Below are 16,584 nucleotides of genomic sequence, written 5' to 3' on the forward strand. Positions count from 1 at the left end.
GCGCGCCGAGAAGCCTCCGCGCTTGTTTCGCCCCCGCGCCCGTACGTATATGCGCCCATGGACTTGCGTTACTCCGAAGAGGTCCGGCGCGCGAAGGAGCAGGGCGCACCGTTGGTGGCACTGGAGACGAGCGTGGTGGCGCAGGGACTGCCCTACCCGGAAAACCTCGCGGCGGCGCGCGCCTGCGAGGAGGCCGTTCGTCGCGCGGGCGCCGTGCCCGCTCCCATCGCCGTGGTGGACGGCGAGGTGTGGATTGGTCTCGAGGAGGCGCACATGCGCCGGCTCGCCGAGGGCAAGGAGCGCCTGCTCAAGCTCGCCTCGCGGGATCTCTCCGTGGCGATCGGCACGAAGGCCACCGGCGGCACCACCGTGAGCGCCACCTGCGAGCTGGCCGCCGCGGCCGGCATCCGCGTCTTCTCCACGGGCGGCATCGGCGGCGTGCACCGGGGCGTCTCCGAGCACCTCGACATCTCCTATGACATCTGGGCGCTGTCGCGCTACCCCGTGGCCGTGGTGTGCGCCGGGGCCAAGTCGGTGCTGGATCTGCCCAAGACGCTCGAGGCGCTGGAGACCGCTTCCGTGCCGGTGCTCGGCGTGGGCACCGACGAGCTGCCGTCCTTCTACAGCCGGAGCTCCGGCCTGCCGCTGGAGCACCGCGTGGACGACGCCGCGGGCGCCGCCGCCATCCTCAAGGCCCGCTTCGAGACGCTGGGGCAGGGCGGTGTCCTCTTCACCGTGCCTCCTCCCGAGGAGACGTCCCTGCCGCGCGCCGAGGTGGAGCTGCACATCGCCTCCTCGCTGGCCGAGGCCGAGCGCCAGGGTATCCGGGGCAAGGCGGTGACGCCCTTCCTGCTGTCGGACCTGTCCAAGCGCACCAGCGGCAAGAGCCTGCGCGCCAACCACGCCCTGCTCGTCAACAACGCCCGCTTCGCCGGACAGCTCGCGGTGGCCTACGCCCAGGCCACCCGGCGCTGAGCGACCCCTCCGTCCTCACTCCAGTTGGCGTGTCACCCAGGTGCACACGCCTTCCAGGGTCTTGAAGTCGGACACGGAGCGCGCGGAGACGGAAGGCAGCCAGTCCCTCGCCATCCGGCTGAGGTCGGCGCCCGGGCCCAGTTCGAGCAGCACCGTGCAGCCTTCCTCCGCCAGCCCTTCCAGACATGCCGCCCAATCCACGGTCTCGGCCACCTGCCGTGTCAGCGTGGTGAGGGCCCGCTCGCGCGTGCGCACGGGCGCGCCATCGAGGCCCGCCAGGACGGGCGTGGAGGGGGCTCGGAGTCCGCTTCGCGCCAGCCGCTCGCCGAACGCGTGCGCCGCCGAGGCCAACAGCGGGGTGTGGGACGCCACATGCACGGGCAGCACCGTCACCGCGCCACCCCGGGCGGAGAGCTCCGGCTCGAGCTTCCTCAAGGCCTCTTCCCGCCCTCCGATGACGAAGCGGTCCGCGTCGTTGACGATGGCGATGTGCACGCCATGGGCCTCGCACAGGGTCTTCAAGCGCTGACGATCCATGCCCCGGACCGCCCGCATGCCGCTGTCGCTCGGACCGGCGGCGTCCATGGCCCGGGCCCGCTCATGCGCGAGGGTGAGCAATTCCCCCGCGTCGAGCGCCCCCGCGCAGCCATACGCCGCGAGTTCTCCCACGCTGTACCCCGCGAAGACACGCGGCGCGGGCAACCGGGAGCGCAGCGCCGTCCACGTCGCGAGTTGCACGGCGCACAGCAGCGGCTGGGCGAGGGCATTGACGTACAGGGCCTCGACGGGCCCCTTCATGAGATTCCAGGGACTGTCTCCCAGCACCGGGCCCGCGGCCTCGAGCACCGCGTGTGCCTCGGGGGCCGCGCTCAACAGGTCGAGCATCGCCAGGTTCTGGGCGCCCTGGCCCGGGCAGAGGATGCCGAGGCTCATGTCCGTTCCGCGCCGCTCCGCTGGTGATGGACGAACCAGGTGGCGGCCAGGAGATCCGCCGAGCCTCCGGGTGACAGATGCCGCGCGACGCAGTCGCGGTGCAGCGCGAGGGCCCGTTCCCTCCAGCCCGGCATCAGGACGCCTCCCGCGTCGAGGAATCGCCGGGCGCCATCCCGCACGAAGCCCAGTCCCTCCGTGCCTCCGCGGTGCAGCAGGTTGGTGTCCTCGAGCACCGACATCAAGGTGAACAGCGTCTGCACCAGGGCTCGTTCCAGGCAGCCCGTCCGCGCGAGCACCTCCTCGAGCGCGGGCAACGCCGTGCCGAACACGAGCGGGAATCCCTCGGCGGCCTCCTCGCGGGCACCTCGGACCTGGTAGCGGCGGATCGCCCGGGCGCCATGGCTGTCGCTGTCGCGTGCCTGGATTCCCGCCGCGACGAGCGCCTGTCCCCAGCGCCGGGTCACCGCCTCACCCAGCGCCGGGCCCGCCAGGGATTGGCCCTCGTGCTTCAACGCACCTGATGCAGCGGCCAGCAATCCCAGACTGAAGATGGCGCCCCGGTGGGTGTTGATTCCGCCTGTCGCCGCCAGCATCCGCCGCTCCGCCTCGATGCCGAGCCCTCGCAACACGTCGAAGTCCGCTCCCTCGGCGCCCGCGGTGGCGATGTCGCGGAAGTAGCCCCGTAGCGCGAACAGGCTGCGCATGAAGGTGGCCATGTCCATGTCATCATGGCTGCCACTGTCGAGCGGACTGACGAGGCCGGGCTTGGGGTGCAGGGCCAGTTCGGCGTACAGGGCGCGGATCGCGTCCCGGCCAATTCCGGCGGTGTCGGGCGCGGATCCCCCGGGATGGCGGCGAAGGGCGGATGTCGTCATGGCGAGGCCTCCACGAACAGCGCCGTGAGCTCCTTCCATCCCCGCAGGCCCGCGCCTCGGGGACCCTTGACCAGCAGCCGGTGGGGCCTCGAGGCCAGCTCCCTCCAGGCCACCGCGCCCCCGTCCGGCAGGAGCACTTCTCCATCCAGACGCACCCCCGAGGAGGCGCGAGACGTGGCCGCCAGCTCGGACAGGAGCCGTTCCACGTCCACCCACCGGCACGGGGAGAACAGCAGGTCCACATCCGAGTCCGGCCGGACGTACTTCACGCCAGACAGGTACTCCCAGGCCAGGGAGCCGAACACGGCCACCGGCACGCCGAGCGTTTCCCCGAGGAAATGGATGCGCCGCAGTGTGGACCGCCAGACCTCGGGCGCGGTGCGCAGCACGTCGCGGAGCGCGGGCGGAGGTCTCCAGGAGAGGGCGGCCTCGCGTCCCACATGAAGACAGACGCGCCGCTTGTCGGGCAGGGCGAGCCCCAATCGCAGATCCTCGTCCGTGTCCGCCAGGTCTTCCCGCGCGACGACGAACGGCCGGCCCTGGGCGCACCAGTCGGAGATCCGTTCCCGTGCCTCGGGCGCGAGCGGCGAGCGCAGGTGACGCTCCCAGCCCGCGTCCAATCGCACCCAGTGGTGCCGTGCGGGGCGCTCAGATCGCATCGCGACGGACCCTGTTGGCCACGAGGTGCGCGAGCTGGCGGCCACCCCGGGCCTCTCCGAGGGCCGCGCGCGGGTCGCCCAGAAGAGGCGCGGCGAGCGCCTGGGCCAGGTGGTGCGCCAGGTCCCCGTCCCACACCTCCGTGATGGCCCCCATGCGCCGGTAGTTCTCCACGCCGGGCGCGAACACGGGGGATTGGGCGCTCAGGGCCTCGAGCCGCGCGAGGGGAATCTTCGTCACGCGCGACATGGCCGGCAGGTTCATCACCCGGATCTCCGCCTCGGGCAGGGCGTAGCAGGCGTCGGACAGGAGGCTGCTGGCCAGGAAGCCCCCACTGACCGCCTCGGCGTAGACGAGCCCGAGGATGCGATGGCCCCGGCGCCGCGCCACCTCCAGGCACTTGGCCAGGTGCGCCATGTACCCGTTGATGCCCAGCAGTTCATCCCGGCGGCTCAGCGCCTGCCCCGAGGTGTCGACCAGCAGCAGGAAGGGCCGGCCCGGGTGCTCCCGCACGACGCGAAGCACCTCGGTGGCCATCCGGTGGGCCAGCGCCGCGCTGATGGGCGTCTTGTCGATGGTGCCGAGCACCGCGAGCGGGGCGTCTCCAGGGCCGCGACCCGTGCCGGAGAAGAACGCTCCCTCGAAGGCGATGTCATGGCCCTGGGGAAACAGACGGTCGAACAACGTGCGCACGTCCATGGTCAGGCCCTCTTGCCACGCACGGTGGCCAGGAAGGTGGGAGTGTCCAGCACGGGCAGCCACTCGGGTCGCTCGATTCCCAGACTCGCCCAGATGTCGAGCGCGTCGGGACAATCCCCGAAGCGCCGCAGCCGCTCGCCGAGGAACGCGTGCTCCGCCTCGATGGCCTCCAGGCTCAGGTCGGGCTCGCGGCCGAGCAGCGCCAGCGCCTCGGCCCGGAAGGCGTCCACGTCGTCCTCCACCAGGGAGGTGGCCTCGCCCAGCAGGTAGCGGTGCTTGCCTCCCATGGTGCGCCACACCAGCGCGCGATCCCGGGCGTCGAACTCCTCCACGCCCTTCGTGGTCTCGATGACCTCGGGGCCGGAGAGCGCGAGCCGTCCCTCCTCGCTCATGATGACCGCGTCGCACAGCCGCGAGACGATCCCCATGCCGCCAAAGCAGCCGTACTTGCCGCCATCCAGCACGAGCACCGGGATGCCCTCGCCGCGCACCCGGAGCACCGCGCGCATGATCTCCGAGACGGCGATGAGGCCCGCGTTGGCCTCGTGTAGGCGCACGCCTCCGGACTCCACCAGCAGCAGCACGCCCGCGGGACGCTCGTCGAGCGCGCGCTCCAGCAGGCCCTTCAACTTGGCGCCGTGCACCTCGCCCACCGCGCCGCCGATGAATCCGCCTTCCTGCGCGGCCACCAGCACGGCCCGGCCCTCCATGCGCCCCCGGCCCACGACGATCCCGTCATCGAAGGCGGCGGGCGTGTCGAGCTCCTTCAGATGAGGGCTCATCATCCGCGCCGAGGGCGGCAGCAGCTCCTGGAAGCTCCCCGGATCCAACAGCAGGGCCACGCGCTCGCGCGCACTCGCCTCGTAGTAGCTCCGGCTCATGAGGGGGTGCCTCCCGTCGTGTACGCCTCGAGGGCCTGATCGAGTCTCAGGCTGACCACCGCGGGCGTCGCTCCCGCGTCGTTGATGGAGATGCGCACGTTGGCGAGGGGCCAGCGCGCGAAGAAGTCATCCAGCACCGCCTGCCAGATGCGGCCGAAGCCCACGGCGGCGGTGGTGACCTCGATGTGGAGGGTGCCGCTCGACTCCGCGGGCTCGACCAGGACCTCCAGGTTGCCCGAGCCGAGCACGCCCGAGATCTCCGGGGCTCTGCCCGGAGCCGGGCGCCCGCCTTCATAGGTGAATCGCAGGGTTTCCATGGGGCCTCGCTCCTCCTCACCAGTTGCGGAAGCGCTTGGGCGGCGCGTAGAGGCCCCCCGAGGCGCGAACCAGATCCTTGATGGACTTCGCGGCGAGCAGGTCGCGGCTCGCCTGCCGCTTGTCGATGCCCAGGTCCTCCGGCCGCCGGATGACGCCCCGGTCGCGAAGGTTCTCCACGGCGCGCTTGTCCCGGGCGAGCCCCACGGGTGTGTAGCCGGCGACGCCTCGGATGGCCTGCTCGCGCTCCTCCTGGCTCCGGCACAGCAGCAGGTTGGCGATGCCCTCCTCGGTGAGGATGTGGCTCACGTCGTCCGCGTAGATCATCACCGGGGGCAGGGCCATGCCCGCGCTCTCGGCCAGCTCCCACGCATCCAGCTTCTCCACGAACGCGGGGTGCATGTGCTCGCGGAAGGTCTCCACCATCTGCACCACGAGCTTGCGGCCCCGAGGCATGGCCGAGGTGCTGGCCTCGCGTCCGGCCTTGAGCCAGGTGGGGCTCGCATGGCGGCGGCCCCGGGCGTCCGCGCCCATGTTCGGCGCGCCTCCGAAGCCCGCGATGCGGCCCCGGGTCGCCGTGGAGCTGTTGCCCTCCAGATCGATCTGCAAGGTCGAGCCGATGAACAAGTCACACGCGTAGTGGCCCGCCGCCTGGCTGTACGCGCGGTTGGAGCGCAGCGAGCCATCCGGGCCCGTGAAGAAGATGTCCGAGCGCGCGCGGATGTAGTCCTCCATGCCCAGCTCCGAGCCGAAGGAGTGCACCGACTCGACGAAGCCCGCCTCGATGGCGGGGATGAGCGCCGGGTGGGGATTGAGCGCCCAGTGCCGGCAGATCTTCCCCTTGAGCCCGAGCGATTCGGCGTACGTGGGCAAGAGCAGCTCGATGGCGGCGGTGTCGAAGCCGATGCCGTGGTTGAGCCGGTTGACCTCGTACTCGGCGTAGATGCCCCGGATGGCCATCATGGCCATGAGCACCTGGATCTCGGAGATCTGCGCGGGGTCGCGCGTGAACAGGGGCTCGATGTAGTGGGGCGAGGGGCTGGGAATCACGAAGTCCACCCAGCCGCCGGGGATGTCCACCCGGGGCACGGCGTCGACCAGCTCGTTCACCTGGGCGATGACGATGCCGCGCTTGAAGGCGGTGGCCTCGACGATGACGGGCGTGTCCTCGGTGTTGGGCCCCGTATAGAGGTTGCCCGCCGCGTCCGCGGACTGGGCCGCCACCAGGCTCACCCGGGGCGTGAGGTCCACGAAGTAGCGCCCGAACAGCTCCAGGTAGGTGTGGATGGCGCCAATGGAGATGCGCCCGGCGCTCACGAGGCTCGCGAGCCGCGCGCTCTGGGGCCCGGAGAAGGAGAAGTCGAGCCGGCTCGCCACGCCCCTGTCGAAGACATCCAGGTGCTCGGGGAGCGCGAGCACGGATTGCACCAGATGCAGTCCGTGCACCTGCTTCGGGTCGAGCGAGGCGAGGGTCCGGGCCAGGAAGTCCGCCTGCTTCTGGTTGTTGCCCTCGAGGCAGACGCGGTCTCCGGGCTCGAGCACCCGCTCCAGGAGGGCGCGCGCCTGGCCGGCCTCCACGATCTTCCCTCGGCCGAGGCCCGCGGCTCGCGCCAGCCGGGCATCCCGGTCGCGGGCCTGTTGGTTCCAGTCGCGCATGCTCCGTCCTCGTGCCTGGAGGGCCGCCTGGTGGGCGGCCGGTGTCGGGAAGACCGGCGGCGCCATGTCTTCCGCGTTCTTGATGGTACGGTTACTTGTATACGCGAGCTGATAATTTCGAGCAAACGTATGCCGGATTCGTGCTAAATCGACTTGATGTATACTATCTTTTCGTCTTCAGCCGGGCCTGAGACGATGGGGCGGGAAGACCCATGAGCCTGAACGAACAGACGAGGGACGAGGCCTCCGAGGAGGAGCCGCTGGAGGAGCAACGCGCGCTCCTGTCCGAGCGGATCCGCTCGGCGCTGGCGGAGGAGATCACCACGGGGGCGTTGAAGCCGGGGGCGGCGTTGGACGAGCAGCAGCTCGCCACGCGCTTCGGGGCGTCGCGCACGCCGGTGCGCGAGGCCCTGCGGCAGTTGTCGGTGACGGGGATGGTGGAGATCCGCCCGCGCCGGGGCGTCGTCGTGACGCCGCTGACGCCCGAGCGCATCATGGACATGTTCGAGATGACGGCGGAGATCGAGGCCATGTGCGTGCGGCTGGCGACCTGGCGCATGACGCCGCTCGAGCGCAGCCAGTTGCAGCAGCTGCATGACGGCTCGGCGGAGATGGTGCGCGCGGGGGACCTGGACGCCTACGACGACTTCAACCGGCGCTTCCACGAGACGCTCTACCGGGCCACGCACAACCAGTTCATGGTGGAGCAGGCGGTGGCGTTGCGCACGCGCATGGGGGCGTTCCGCCGCACGCAGTTGCGGCAGGGGGACCGGATGAACCGCTCCCGCTCCGAGCACGACGAGCTCATGAGGGCCATCGCCCGGGGGGATGGCGAGGAAGCCGCCCGGTGCATGCGCGCGCACCTGCTCAACGCGAGCAGCGCGTTGACCCACTACATCAACGCGCTGTGAGCGGCGGTGGCGGCCGTCAGAAGCCCACGCCGTCGGTGGCGGGGGCGGGAAGGGTCAATGACAGACGGTGGGGCGCGGCTTCCTTCTCCCCGTAGAAGGACTGGTAGAGATACAGGTCCGCGAGCACCTGCTTCACGTAGCCGCGCGTCTCGCGGAAGGGAATTTCCTCGACGAACAGGTCGAGCGGCAGCGAGCCCTTGTCCTTCACCCATTTGATGGCCGAGTCCGGCCCCGCGTTGTAGGCGGCGGCGGCGAGCGCCGGGTGGGCGAAGCGCTTCATGAGCTGGGACAGGTACCAGGAGCCGTAGCGGATGCTGAGCGAGGGGGAGAAGAGCTCGGCGGGGGCGGGCTCCGGCTCGGCGAGCTTCTTGGCGATGGCGCGCGCCGTGGGCGGAATCACCTGCATGAGCCCTCGCGCGTCGGCGGCGCTGGCCACCTCGGGGCGGAAGGCGCTCTCGCGGCGCATGATGGCCCAGACGAGGAAGGGGCTGACCTCGTAGCGCGAGGCCTCGCTCTTCACCGCGCTCTCGAAGGCGCGAGGGTAGAAGGCGGCGAGCGCGTCGGGGGCGCGGGCGCCGAAGGCCCGGCCCCAGAGGTGACGCGCGGCCACGGCGTGCGCGCTGCCGAACTCGCCCAGCCGCAGCAGCGCCCCCGCGAAGGCGAGCGCCTGCTCCGAGTCCCGGATGCGCGCGGTGTGAGACCGCACCTCCTCGTCGGCGTCGCGGAACAGTCCGGCCTGGGTGAGGGCCACCACGCGCTGGAGCTCCGGGGGCACGCCCTCGCCCGAGGGGGGCCGGGGGGCCTCGGGGAAGCCCGTGGGGGGCTCCTGGCCCAGCTCCCGCAGCCGCTCGGTGGCGAGCAGGGCGTAGTACGAGTTGGGCGAGCCGGTGATGACGGTCGCGTAGCCGGGCGCGAGGACGTCCGCCGGGGCGCCTTCCAGGGCGTGGCTCCGGGCCTTCCAGTAGCGCGCCTGGGGCACGAGGCTGCTCTTGGGGAAGGCGCTCACCAGGGTGTCCAACACCTCGCGGGCCTGGGCGTACTGCGCCAGGCGCAGGTGGGCGAACGCGCGGTACCACAGCGCCTCGTCCCGGCGCCGCGAGCGCGCGTGCCGCTGGTCGAAGGCGGTGAAGGACTTCACCGCGTCCTCGAAGTGCCCCATCTGCAAATCCAGCCAGCCCACGAAGAAGCCCGCCTCGTCGGCCGGACCTTCCTGGGGGAAGTCCTTCTCCAGGGCCACCATCAGCTTGCGCGCCGTGGCGTTGTCTTCCTTGAGGGCCCGGCGCGCGGTGACGAAGGCGGCCTCGGCGGCCACGCCAGGCGGGCCCTTGCGCGCCACGGCCAGGGCCTCCTGGGCCTCCTTCTTCTTGCCGGTGGCGTACAGCGCCTGTGCGCGCACCAGGGCCACCCGGGCCAGGTCCACCTTCGTGCGCGCGAGCTTCGCGGCCGTGAGCGCGTCCAGCTCATCCAGCGCGCGCGTGGCGGCGCCGGCGTCCAGCAGTCCCCGGGCCCGTTGCAGGTGCTCGGGCAGCGTCAGCCGGGGAGGGGGCTTGAGGGCGTTGAGCGCCGCCAGGGCCTCGTCCGCGTACGGGTGGGCGGGGAAGCGCAGCGCCACGGCGCGCAGGTCCGCGCGCTGGCCCACGGCATTGCCCACCGCGCCCCGGGCCTCGGCCCGTTGGAAGAGCAGCTCCACCGAGGGCTCCGCGGTCGCGGCGGCCTCCAGCAGCGGGGCGGCTTCCTTCGCCTTGCCCGCGGCGAGCAGGGCCTCGCCCCGGCGGGCCCGGGCCCGCGAGGCCAGGCCGGGCGGGGCCTTCTCGAGCGCCCGGGCGAAGGCCGCGGCGGCGGCGGCCGCGTCTCCCGCGTAGAAGTGCGCCTGTCCCTGGTAGTAGGCGAGATAGGGCCGGAGCGGTTCGGCCACGCTCGCGCCGGTGAGCAGCGTGCGCGCCTCGTTCACATCACCATCGGCCAGGGCGAGCGTGCCGGCGAGCAGGGCCATGCGGCCCGCGTCCGCGCAGCGCCTGGCCTCACACTCCCGGAAATCCTTCTGCGCCAGTGTGCGTGCATCGGCGCGGTGTAGTCGGACCGACTCCAGGGTGGGCGCGGACTGTGCCCAGGCACCCGCACCCGACGTCATCACCGCGAGGAGACCCCATCCGGTCCACCGCCTCATGCGCATCTCCTTGTTTCTCCTCGCCATGCGGAACGAAGGGAGGACAACTCGAAGTGTGGCGTACACATTCCCACCTGTCTCGTTCTCTCCACGAATGGCTAGCCGCTCCGGGGGCGGTTTGACAGACGGGCCGACAAGCCCTAGATCGGCCCCCGCGACGCAAGGTGCCAAGTGTTGGCGGGCGGGCGGTCAATCGGCCGCGGGTACATCCAAATGGGAACTAGTTGTCGTCGGGGGTCCGGACCCGTTGTGTCTACGGGAACGGACCTCTAAGAGGTGGGCGGCCGGTCCAGGCGCATGACCTCTGAGGTTGTCCCAGGCAGCTTCACGTCGCGGGCCGTTCGCGGCTCTATTGAGTACGGGGGGAGATAACCGATTGATTGGGAGGGCTCCGTTCCATGTTCAAGCCGTGTCCGACTGACTTGCCGCAGACCATCAACCCCGAGGCCGGGCCCAAGCGGGCTGGCGTCGAGACGCATCGCAACCTCAACTGCAATTACTACGACAACTGCCTCGACGAGGCGGTGCGCCGGGGCTGGCAGTCCTTCACCTGCGTGAAGTGCCAGCTCAACCAGCAGGTGGCCCCGCCCCAGATGGGCATCGAGGCCTACGCCACCCAGCGCCGCGCCATCTGAGCCGCGCGCCTCGCCTCGTTTCACCGTTGTCCATTCGCCCCGAGGCTTCCGGTGACCCGACTCGGAAGCCCGATTCACCGGGTGGCGGCGTAGATGACCACCACCCAGTAGCGTCCCTTGCCAAGCGTTGGTGAGTCTCCCTTCACGGTGCCCACGCCCATCAGGGTGTTCTTGCGCTCTCCCAGGTTCTTGGAATCGGGCAGCGCCGAGGGACTGTCCGTCACGTAGAAATCCACCGACGCGCTCCGGGCGCCCTCGACGGTGTCGAAGATGCGCTCGTGCACGGATTCTCCCGGGAGCTCCGCGGGAGGCAGGTTCAACGCGAGGGCGCGCCGGGCCAGCTCCTGGGCGAGCTGATCGAGCTCCGGCAGGCGCCGCAGGGGGCCCAGGCCATGCCCCGCGCGGTGGCTGGCGAGCACCTGGTGCAACTCCTCGCGCGGCTCCAGCGAGGACGGGGCCTCCCCTCCCGAGGAGAAGAGCTCGGTGAGCAGCACCTGGGGGCGGCCGTCCACGGTGTGGATGGCCACGCCGATGCCCGCCAGGTTGAACTGGTTGCCCAGCAGGTTGCCGCGATGGCCGGGGCTCAATTCGATGCCGAAGTGCGCGGCGATGGGTCCGGACGCCATGCCCAGGTTCTCCCCCGAGGAGCGGAAGCGCACGCCCGCGGCGCTCAGCCGGCCGCGCAGGTCCGAGCCATCCGGGGCCACGTGGGAGAAGAAGCCCTCGCGGGCCATGCGCTCGCTGTAGGCCTGGGCCACCGCCGTGAGGGCGTCATCGGCCTTGAGCGGCTGGAGCTTGTGGGCACGGCGCATGGCGTTGATGCGCTCGAGCACCTCCGCGCGGGCCTCCTCGATGCTCGTGGGCTCCACCACGCGCTCGCGCTCGCCGCGCTTGCGGGGCGTGGCCACGTCCACGAGGAACAGCGCCGCCACTTCCGGGCCCCGCTCCGCCCGGCCGACGATCTCCACCGTGTAGCGGCCCGGGAAGGGAAAGAGCAGCCGGGTGCAGACGGCCTCCTGCGTGTCCCGCGTGAGGGTGGGACGCTCCACGCGCCCATCGGGCAGGGTGACATACACCTCGGCGGAGCGCAGGGGCGCCACGAGCTGGCCGCACAGCGTCTGTCCCAGGCCCGGGGTGTCGAGCACGCGGGGATAGGGCTGGAGCGTGGCCTTGCGCTCGGCGAGCAGCACCACGAGGGTGGTGTACACGCCCCGCCTCGCCATGCCCACGCCCACGTGACTGGCGGGCTCCTGGCTCAAGTCCTTGCGCGCGAGCAGCGTCTGCACGGCCATGTCGCCATCCCCGGCGCGGATGACATAGGAGCGGGGGCTCGGGTCCGCGCCTCCCGCGTCACTGACGGCCTCGGTGACGGTGAGCAGCTCCACCGCGCCGGACACGCCGCTGTCGAGCGCTTCCCGGGCGAGCCTGCGCGCGGCCTCGGTGAGGGCGGGGTCCGGCTGGGGCGAGCGCCGGCCCACGCGCTCGAACTCCTGGTGGACGTGGTTCATCGCCCGCTGCTCGAGGGGGGTGGGCGTGGCGGGCGTGGCGGCCAGCAAGACGCCGAGGACGAGGGCGATCATCGCGGGGCGCTACTCCAGCCGGAAGACGAGCGAGGACACGGCGCCGGGACCCAGCCGCGTGTTGAGCTGTTCGCGCAGGGACGCCTCCTGCCGGGACAGGGTGTGCGCCCACTCGGCGCTGGCCACGGTGATGACGAGCGTTCCCGCCTCGAGCGAGTGGGGCCGCGAGTGCTTGGCGATGTTCGCCCCCACCGTGGCGCTCCAGACCGGTCCGAGCGCGCGCCCCTGGCCGGATTGCTCCGCCAGACGCGCGAGGACTCGGGGGAGGAGCTGATCGAGGGTCTGCGGTTCGCGCCGGGCCATGGGTCCATCATCGACCGGCGCGCGGGGAATGCCAACGCGGCAGTGGGGCCCGCCTCGGAGGGCTCAATCGCCCAGGCCCTGGAGGAAGGGGACGAGTTCGTCCGCCATCCGGGCATGGAACGCGGCGGTGGGGTGCCAGTCCTCTCCGTACGGGTCGCCCGCGATGGGGGTGAAGGCGAAGGTGTGCACGCGGGTGTCTCCCCCGGCACGCACGCTGGACACCATGTCCGACACGTAGCGGCGCAGGGTGGTCCATAGCTGTCGCTGGGCCGGGTAGTTGTCGTTGGTCATGGGCCCCACCGCGCACACGATGCGGGCCTCGGGGTAGGTGGCGCGCAGCTCGCGCACGAAGGCGGCATAGGCCTGCTTGAAGGGCTCGGCGGGAGGGGCGGTGGGCAGGCCCGCGCCGTCGGACACCGCGAAGTCGTTGGTGCCCAGGTTGATGACGATCACCTCGGGGACGTAGCGCGAGGGCTCCCACCGGGGCTCGGCCTGGCCGGGCAGGGTGCGGCCATAGATGAGGGGCAGTACGCCATCGCGCGAGCCGTCGTTGCTGCGGTAGACGCCGCGGCCCGAGACGCAGGTGGTCACCCACTCGGCGCCGAGCCGGCGCGCGGTGAGGGGTCCGAAGGCCTTGAGGATGTCCTGGTTCCTCGCGTGGTAGCCGGTATTGGGCTCGGTGTAGGTGGGCGCGGCGATGCTCGCCTCGTTGCCGTAACCGCAGGTGATGGAGTCGCCGATGAATTCCATGCGCCGCGAGGGCCGGGGCGGCGGCTCCAGGAGCACCCCCTGGATCCGGATGCCCTGGAAGCGCACCCCGCCCGCGTGGGCCTCGGTGCGTTTGACCAGCTCGATGGTGTGCTCGCCCCGGGGCAGGCCGCGCACGCCCTGGAGCAGGGAGGCGCCGGGCTGGAGCCGGAGCGCGCCCCTGGATTCGCCATCCACGAGGATGTCGATGAAGTTGGTGTGCGCCTCGCCGCCCACGCCCAGGTCCTCGAAGCGCACGTCCACGCCCGTGCACAGACAGCGCAGGCGCACGGTGCCACCCGGGAATGCATACATCGGGCCCTCGCGCGTGCGGGTGTCCATGCGCCCGATGAATTGGAGCCGGGGATCGTCCGGGGCGTGGTCGGTCCAGAGCAGGTCCGCGGTGGGCACTTCCGGGACGGGCTCGTCCGGCGCGGGGGCGATCCGAGCGTCGGGAGGTTCACAGCTCACCAGGGCGAGGACTGGCAGCAATCGTGGCAACGGCGACCCGAGCATCCGTGCGCCTCCTTTTTCGCCGGGAGTATCCCGCCCGGCGAGGGGGACGTCACCGGGGGGTCCCGCCGTCCCGGCTCCGGCTTGACAATCCCCGGGGGGTGCCGTTTGCCTGGAGGCCTGATTGGAGCCGCTGATGAACTCCCCCCGTCTTCTGGCGCGCTGCGCCATGTTGGTGTGTTGCGCCGTGGTGGGGCTCGCCGCCTGCGCCGGAGGATTGGACCCGGACGTGCCGGCCCCTTGGCTGCCCACGGAGGATCCACCCGGCTCCTGTCAGGTGGACCAGGACTGTCTGGACCCCCACCTCTTCTTTTGTGACACGGCGAGAGCGCGATGCCAGGCGGCGTGCCGGACGCGGGAGGACTGCACGGCGGCCCGGCGGGGCGTGTTCCGGATCGCCGCGTGCGATGAGAATCCCCTGGGCTGCCGGTGTGACAACAGCCAGTGCGTGGAGGCGCTGTGCTCGGCGGATGCGGAGTGCGCGGAGTCGGGGCAGGTGTGCCGCGACGGACGATGCGCGCCGGAGCCCGCGGCGGCCCAGGCGCGCTCCTGTGAGGTGACGCCGGACTACGTGGTGGGGCGCGTGGGGGCCACGGTGGGCTTCTCGGTCCTGGTGAGGGATGGCTCGGGCGGGGCGCTGGTGGTGCCCTCGGGCGAGGAGTGGACGGCGCTGGACGCGAGCGTGGTGAGGCAGCAGGGCGCACGCGCCTCCTTCGTCCTGGCCGAGCCCACGGACGAGGCGCTGGAGTCGGTGCGAGCGCGGGTGGGCGGGGCCACGTGCACGGCGCGGGTGCGGGTGCTGGAGGCACAAGGGCCGCCGGGGCGGTTGCGCGCGGTGGTGACGGACGAGCTGACGGGCCGCCCGCTTCCGGGCGCGGTGGTGGTGGTGGCGGATGCCCTCGGGAACACGCGGGAGACGGGCGCCACGGACGAGGACGGCGAGGTGTTGCTGGGGGCGTTGACGGAGGCGGGCAGCGTGTCCGTCTTCCACGCGGACTTTGGCTACCTCACGGTGATGCACTCTGGCGCCGAGGGCCCCACGGACCTGGTCCTGCCGCTGCGGCGCAACCCCGCGGATCGGATTGGAGGAGCCCTCAGCTCCTTCGCCCAGGTGGCGACGGGGCCGGAGCTTCACGCGGGGCTCGCGGGACTGAGCGCGCCGGACGCGGTGACGGACTTGACGGCGCCGCCGCTGCTCGCTCCGGTGCGCCGGGGCACGTTCTCGGTGGAGGGTCAGTCGCGGGGGGTGGCGTTGCCCGAGGGCGGCTACGCGGTGCTTCCGAACAGCACCTTGCGCGAGACGGACGTCCAGGCGCGCGGGCTCGCGGGGGTATGCGACGCATCGTGGGCGGAGGACACGTCCCCGGAGGAGGCGACGCGGCTCGGGACGTGCGGCGTGCGCACGGCGTGGGCCCTGGGAGGGGACATCGCTCCCAGCGTGCTCCCCCGAGGCGCGGGTGGCGTGGTGGACGTGGGGCCCCTGCTGGCGCGCACCGTGCCGCAACTGCGCAGCTTCAGCTCCTCGGTGGTGCGGGACGTGCGCTTCTCCCTGGAGGCGCCAGGCTCGGAGCGCTTCGTCTCCGTGGCGCACGACTTCCAGCCGGAGCGCGCGCTGTCCCTGGGCTTCGCGTTCGCCCTGCGGGTGCCCGCCCTGCCGCGCTACCGCGGGGTGTTCCTGGACAGCGTGGCGGTGCTGGGCGTGGCGCGAGTCCCGGGGCGGGGATGGGTGCCGCTCGGCCTGGGATTCGGGGTGAACACGACGCCGGCGGATCAGAACACGGACACGCAGCCGGGCTTGAGCTCGCCCGGATTGGTGAGCGTGCGGATGGCGCCCACCCACCATGGGCTCGAGGGCAGTCCCTACACGCTCCTGTTGTCCGCCTATCCCACGTCGGCGGAGGGCGGGGCGGAGGCCTCGAGTGTGCTCATCCACCGGGGCCCGGAGACGCTGCCCTTCGACCCCCAGGGAAGCGCGCCGGTGGGCGTGAACGCTCCCTTCCTGGCCGTGCCCGAGGGCGCGCGCTACGTGCAGGGAGGGGCCGAGAAGCGGCGGCTGCGCTTCGTCTCGGCGCCGGAGCTGCCCACGGGAGCGGTGTTGCGCGCGGTGTTCACCGACGGGGCTCAGCGGCGCTGGAACGTGCTGCTGGACGCGGAGAGGGCCCTGGAGGGCGTGCGGCTGCCCGACCCCCCCGCGCCCTTCGAGGATCGCACGTACCTGGGGGATCACCTGGGCTCGCGCGCCGCGCTGTCGATGCAGGCGTTGGACCTGCACCAGTCGGGCGTGTCGGAGGGGGAGGTGTTGCGGCTGGAGGAGGTGATGACGGCGCGGAGCGTGGATCTCTCGCGGCTGGACGAGGTGGCGGTGGCCTGGTCGGCGCTGAACTCCGTGTGGCCTCGGGTGGACTGGGTGGAGCCCGCCGAGGACGGGCAGCGCGTGGCGCGGGGGGCTCGGGTGAAGGTGCGAGTCTCCTCCTTCCGGGTGGGCCAGGACGCACTGGCGGAGGGGGCCGTGCGGCTGACCCTCGAGGGAGGTCAGGGGTGTGAGGGGCAGGTGGTAGTCGGGAGCACCTTGGACGCACAGGGCCGGGGGGAAGTGGAACTGACCCTGCCCGAGGCGTGTTCGGGCTCGGAGGTGCGGCTCACCGCGGCGCTGGTGGACCCCGATGGCGCGGCCTTATCTCCTCCCACGGAGAGCACGCGCTTGCTCTCCATCGGGCCCTGAGCTCCGCCGCCGACT

Annotated in this window: 15 protein-coding genes; 4 read left to right on the forward strand and 11 right to left on the reverse strand. The window is 71.8% G+C overall.

Going from position 1 to position 16,584, the window contains the following annotated elements:
- Positions 1 to 57: 57 nt before the first annotated feature.
- Positions 58 to 975, forward strand: a complete 918-nt coding sequence (locus MEBOL_RS33285; RefSeq protein WP_095981203.1) for a pseudouridine-5'-phosphate glycosidase — start codon at positions 58 to 60, stop codon at positions 973 to 975.
- Positions 976 to 990: 15 nt separating this feature from the next.
- On the opposite strand, the gene mdcH is transcribed toward MEBOL_RS33285, so the two are convergent.
- The 7 genes from mdcH to mdcA are packed head-to-tail and all read right to left on the reverse strand — an operon-like array spanning position 991 to position 6,991.
- The gene (gene mdcH / locus MEBOL_RS33290) at positions 991 to 1,908 is read right to left on the reverse strand and encodes a malonate decarboxylase subunit epsilon (RefSeq protein ID WP_095981204.1); all 918 of its coding nucleotides are present in this window, start codon (positions 1,906 to 1,908) and stop codon (positions 991 to 993) included.
- Positions 1,905 to 2,783 (reverse strand): triphosphoribosyl-dephospho-CoA synthase MdcB, encoded by an 879-nt coding sequence (gene mdcB / locus MEBOL_RS33295; protein WP_095981205.1) that lies wholly within the window; start codon positions 2,781 to 2,783, stop codon positions 1,905 to 1,907. Before mdcB ends, mdcH begins: the two co-directional genes overlap by 4 nt.
- Positions 2,780 to 3,442 carry a malonate decarboxylase holo-[acyl-carrier-protein] synthase gene (gene mdcG, locus MEBOL_RS33300; RefSeq protein ID WP_095981206.1) on the reverse strand — a complete coding sequence of 221 codons (663 nt, stop codon included), beginning with the start codon at positions 3,440 to 3,442 and terminating at the stop codon, positions 2,780 to 2,782. The genes mdcB and mdcG overlap by 4 nt, the downstream gene beginning before the upstream one ends.
- Positions 3,432 to 4,139, reverse strand: a complete 708-nt coding sequence (locus MEBOL_RS33305) for a biotin-independent malonate decarboxylase subunit gamma (protein ID WP_095981207.1) — start codon at positions 4,137 to 4,139, stop codon at positions 3,432 to 3,434. The genes mdcG and MEBOL_RS33305 overlap by 11 nt, the downstream gene beginning before the upstream one ends.
- 2 nt (positions 4,140 to 4,141) lie before the next feature.
- Entirely contained in the window at positions 4,142 to 5,020 is an 879-nt protein-coding gene (locus MEBOL_RS33310) for a biotin-independent malonate decarboxylase subunit beta (RefSeq protein ID WP_095981208.1), read from the reverse strand.
- Positions 5,017 to 5,337: a malonate decarboxylase acyl carrier protein gene (mdcC, locus tag MEBOL_RS33315; protein WP_095981209.1), complete on the reverse strand. Its 321-nt coding sequence runs from the start codon at positions 5,335 to 5,337 to the stop codon at positions 5,017 to 5,019. The genes MEBOL_RS33310 and mdcC overlap by 4 nt, the downstream gene beginning before the upstream one ends.
- A 16-nt stretch (positions 5,338 to 5,353) precedes the next feature.
- Positions 5,354 to 6,991 carry a malonate decarboxylase subunit alpha gene (mdcA, locus tag MEBOL_RS33320; protein ID WP_095981210.1) on the reverse strand — a complete coding sequence of 546 codons (1,638 nt, stop codon included), beginning with the start codon at positions 6,989 to 6,991 and terminating at the stop codon, positions 5,354 to 5,356.
- A 212-nt stretch (positions 6,992 to 7,203) separates the two neighbouring features.
- Between mdcA and MEBOL_RS33325 the strand changes: the two genes are divergently transcribed.
- The gene (locus tag MEBOL_RS33325) at positions 7,204 to 7,902 is read left to right on the forward strand and encodes a GntR family transcriptional regulator (protein ID WP_095981211.1); all 699 of its coding nucleotides are present in this window, start codon (positions 7,204 to 7,206) and stop codon (positions 7,900 to 7,902) included.
- 16 nt (positions 7,903 to 7,918) lie between these two features.
- Here the strand turns inward: MEBOL_RS33325 and MEBOL_RS33330 are convergent, their stop codons facing one another.
- Entirely contained in the window at positions 7,919 to 10,069 is a 2,151-nt protein-coding gene (locus MEBOL_RS33330; protein WP_095983156.1) for a lytic transglycosylase domain-containing protein, read from the reverse strand.
- A 398-nt stretch (positions 10,070 to 10,467) separates the two neighbouring features.
- Between MEBOL_RS33330 and MEBOL_RS33335 the strand changes: the two genes are divergently transcribed.
- Positions 10,468 to 10,704: a hypothetical protein gene (locus tag MEBOL_RS33335; RefSeq protein WP_002625343.1), complete on the forward strand. Its 237-nt coding sequence runs from the start codon at positions 10,468 to 10,470 to the stop codon at positions 10,702 to 10,704.
- A 74-nt stretch (positions 10,705 to 10,778) separates the two neighbouring features.
- Here the strand turns inward: MEBOL_RS33335 and MEBOL_RS33340 are convergent, their stop codons facing one another.
- The 3 genes from MEBOL_RS33340 to MEBOL_RS33350 form a co-directional block, all read right to left on the reverse strand.
- Positions 10,779 to 12,284 (reverse strand): CAP domain-containing protein, encoded by a 1,506-nt coding sequence (locus MEBOL_RS33340; RefSeq protein WP_095981212.1) that lies wholly within the window; start codon positions 12,282 to 12,284, stop codon positions 10,779 to 10,781.
- Positions 12,285 to 12,293: 9 nt separating this feature from the next.
- Entirely contained in the window at positions 12,294 to 12,587 is a 294-nt protein-coding gene (locus tag MEBOL_RS33345; RefSeq protein WP_095981213.1) for a DciA family protein, read from the reverse strand.
- Between the two features lie 63 nt (positions 12,588 to 12,650).
- Positions 12,651 to 13,850, reverse strand: coding sequence for an SGNH/GDSL hydrolase family protein (locus tag MEBOL_RS33350; protein WP_157823812.1), 1,200 nt, complete (start codon positions 13,848 to 13,850; stop codon positions 12,651 to 12,653).
- A 133-nt stretch (positions 13,851 to 13,983) separates the two neighbouring features.
- On the opposite strand from MEBOL_RS33350, the gene MEBOL_RS33355 reads away from it, so the two are divergent.
- Positions 13,984 to 16,569, forward strand: coding sequence for a carboxypeptidase-like regulatory domain-containing protein (locus MEBOL_RS33355; protein WP_157823813.1), 2,586 nt, complete (start codon positions 13,984 to 13,986; stop codon positions 16,567 to 16,569).
- Positions 16,570 to 16,584: the final 15 nt, after the last annotated feature.

This window comes from Melittangium boletus DSM 14713, assembly GCF_002305855.1.
GTDB lineage: Bacteria > Myxococcota > Myxococcia > Myxococcales > Myxococcaceae > Cystobacter > Cystobacter boletus.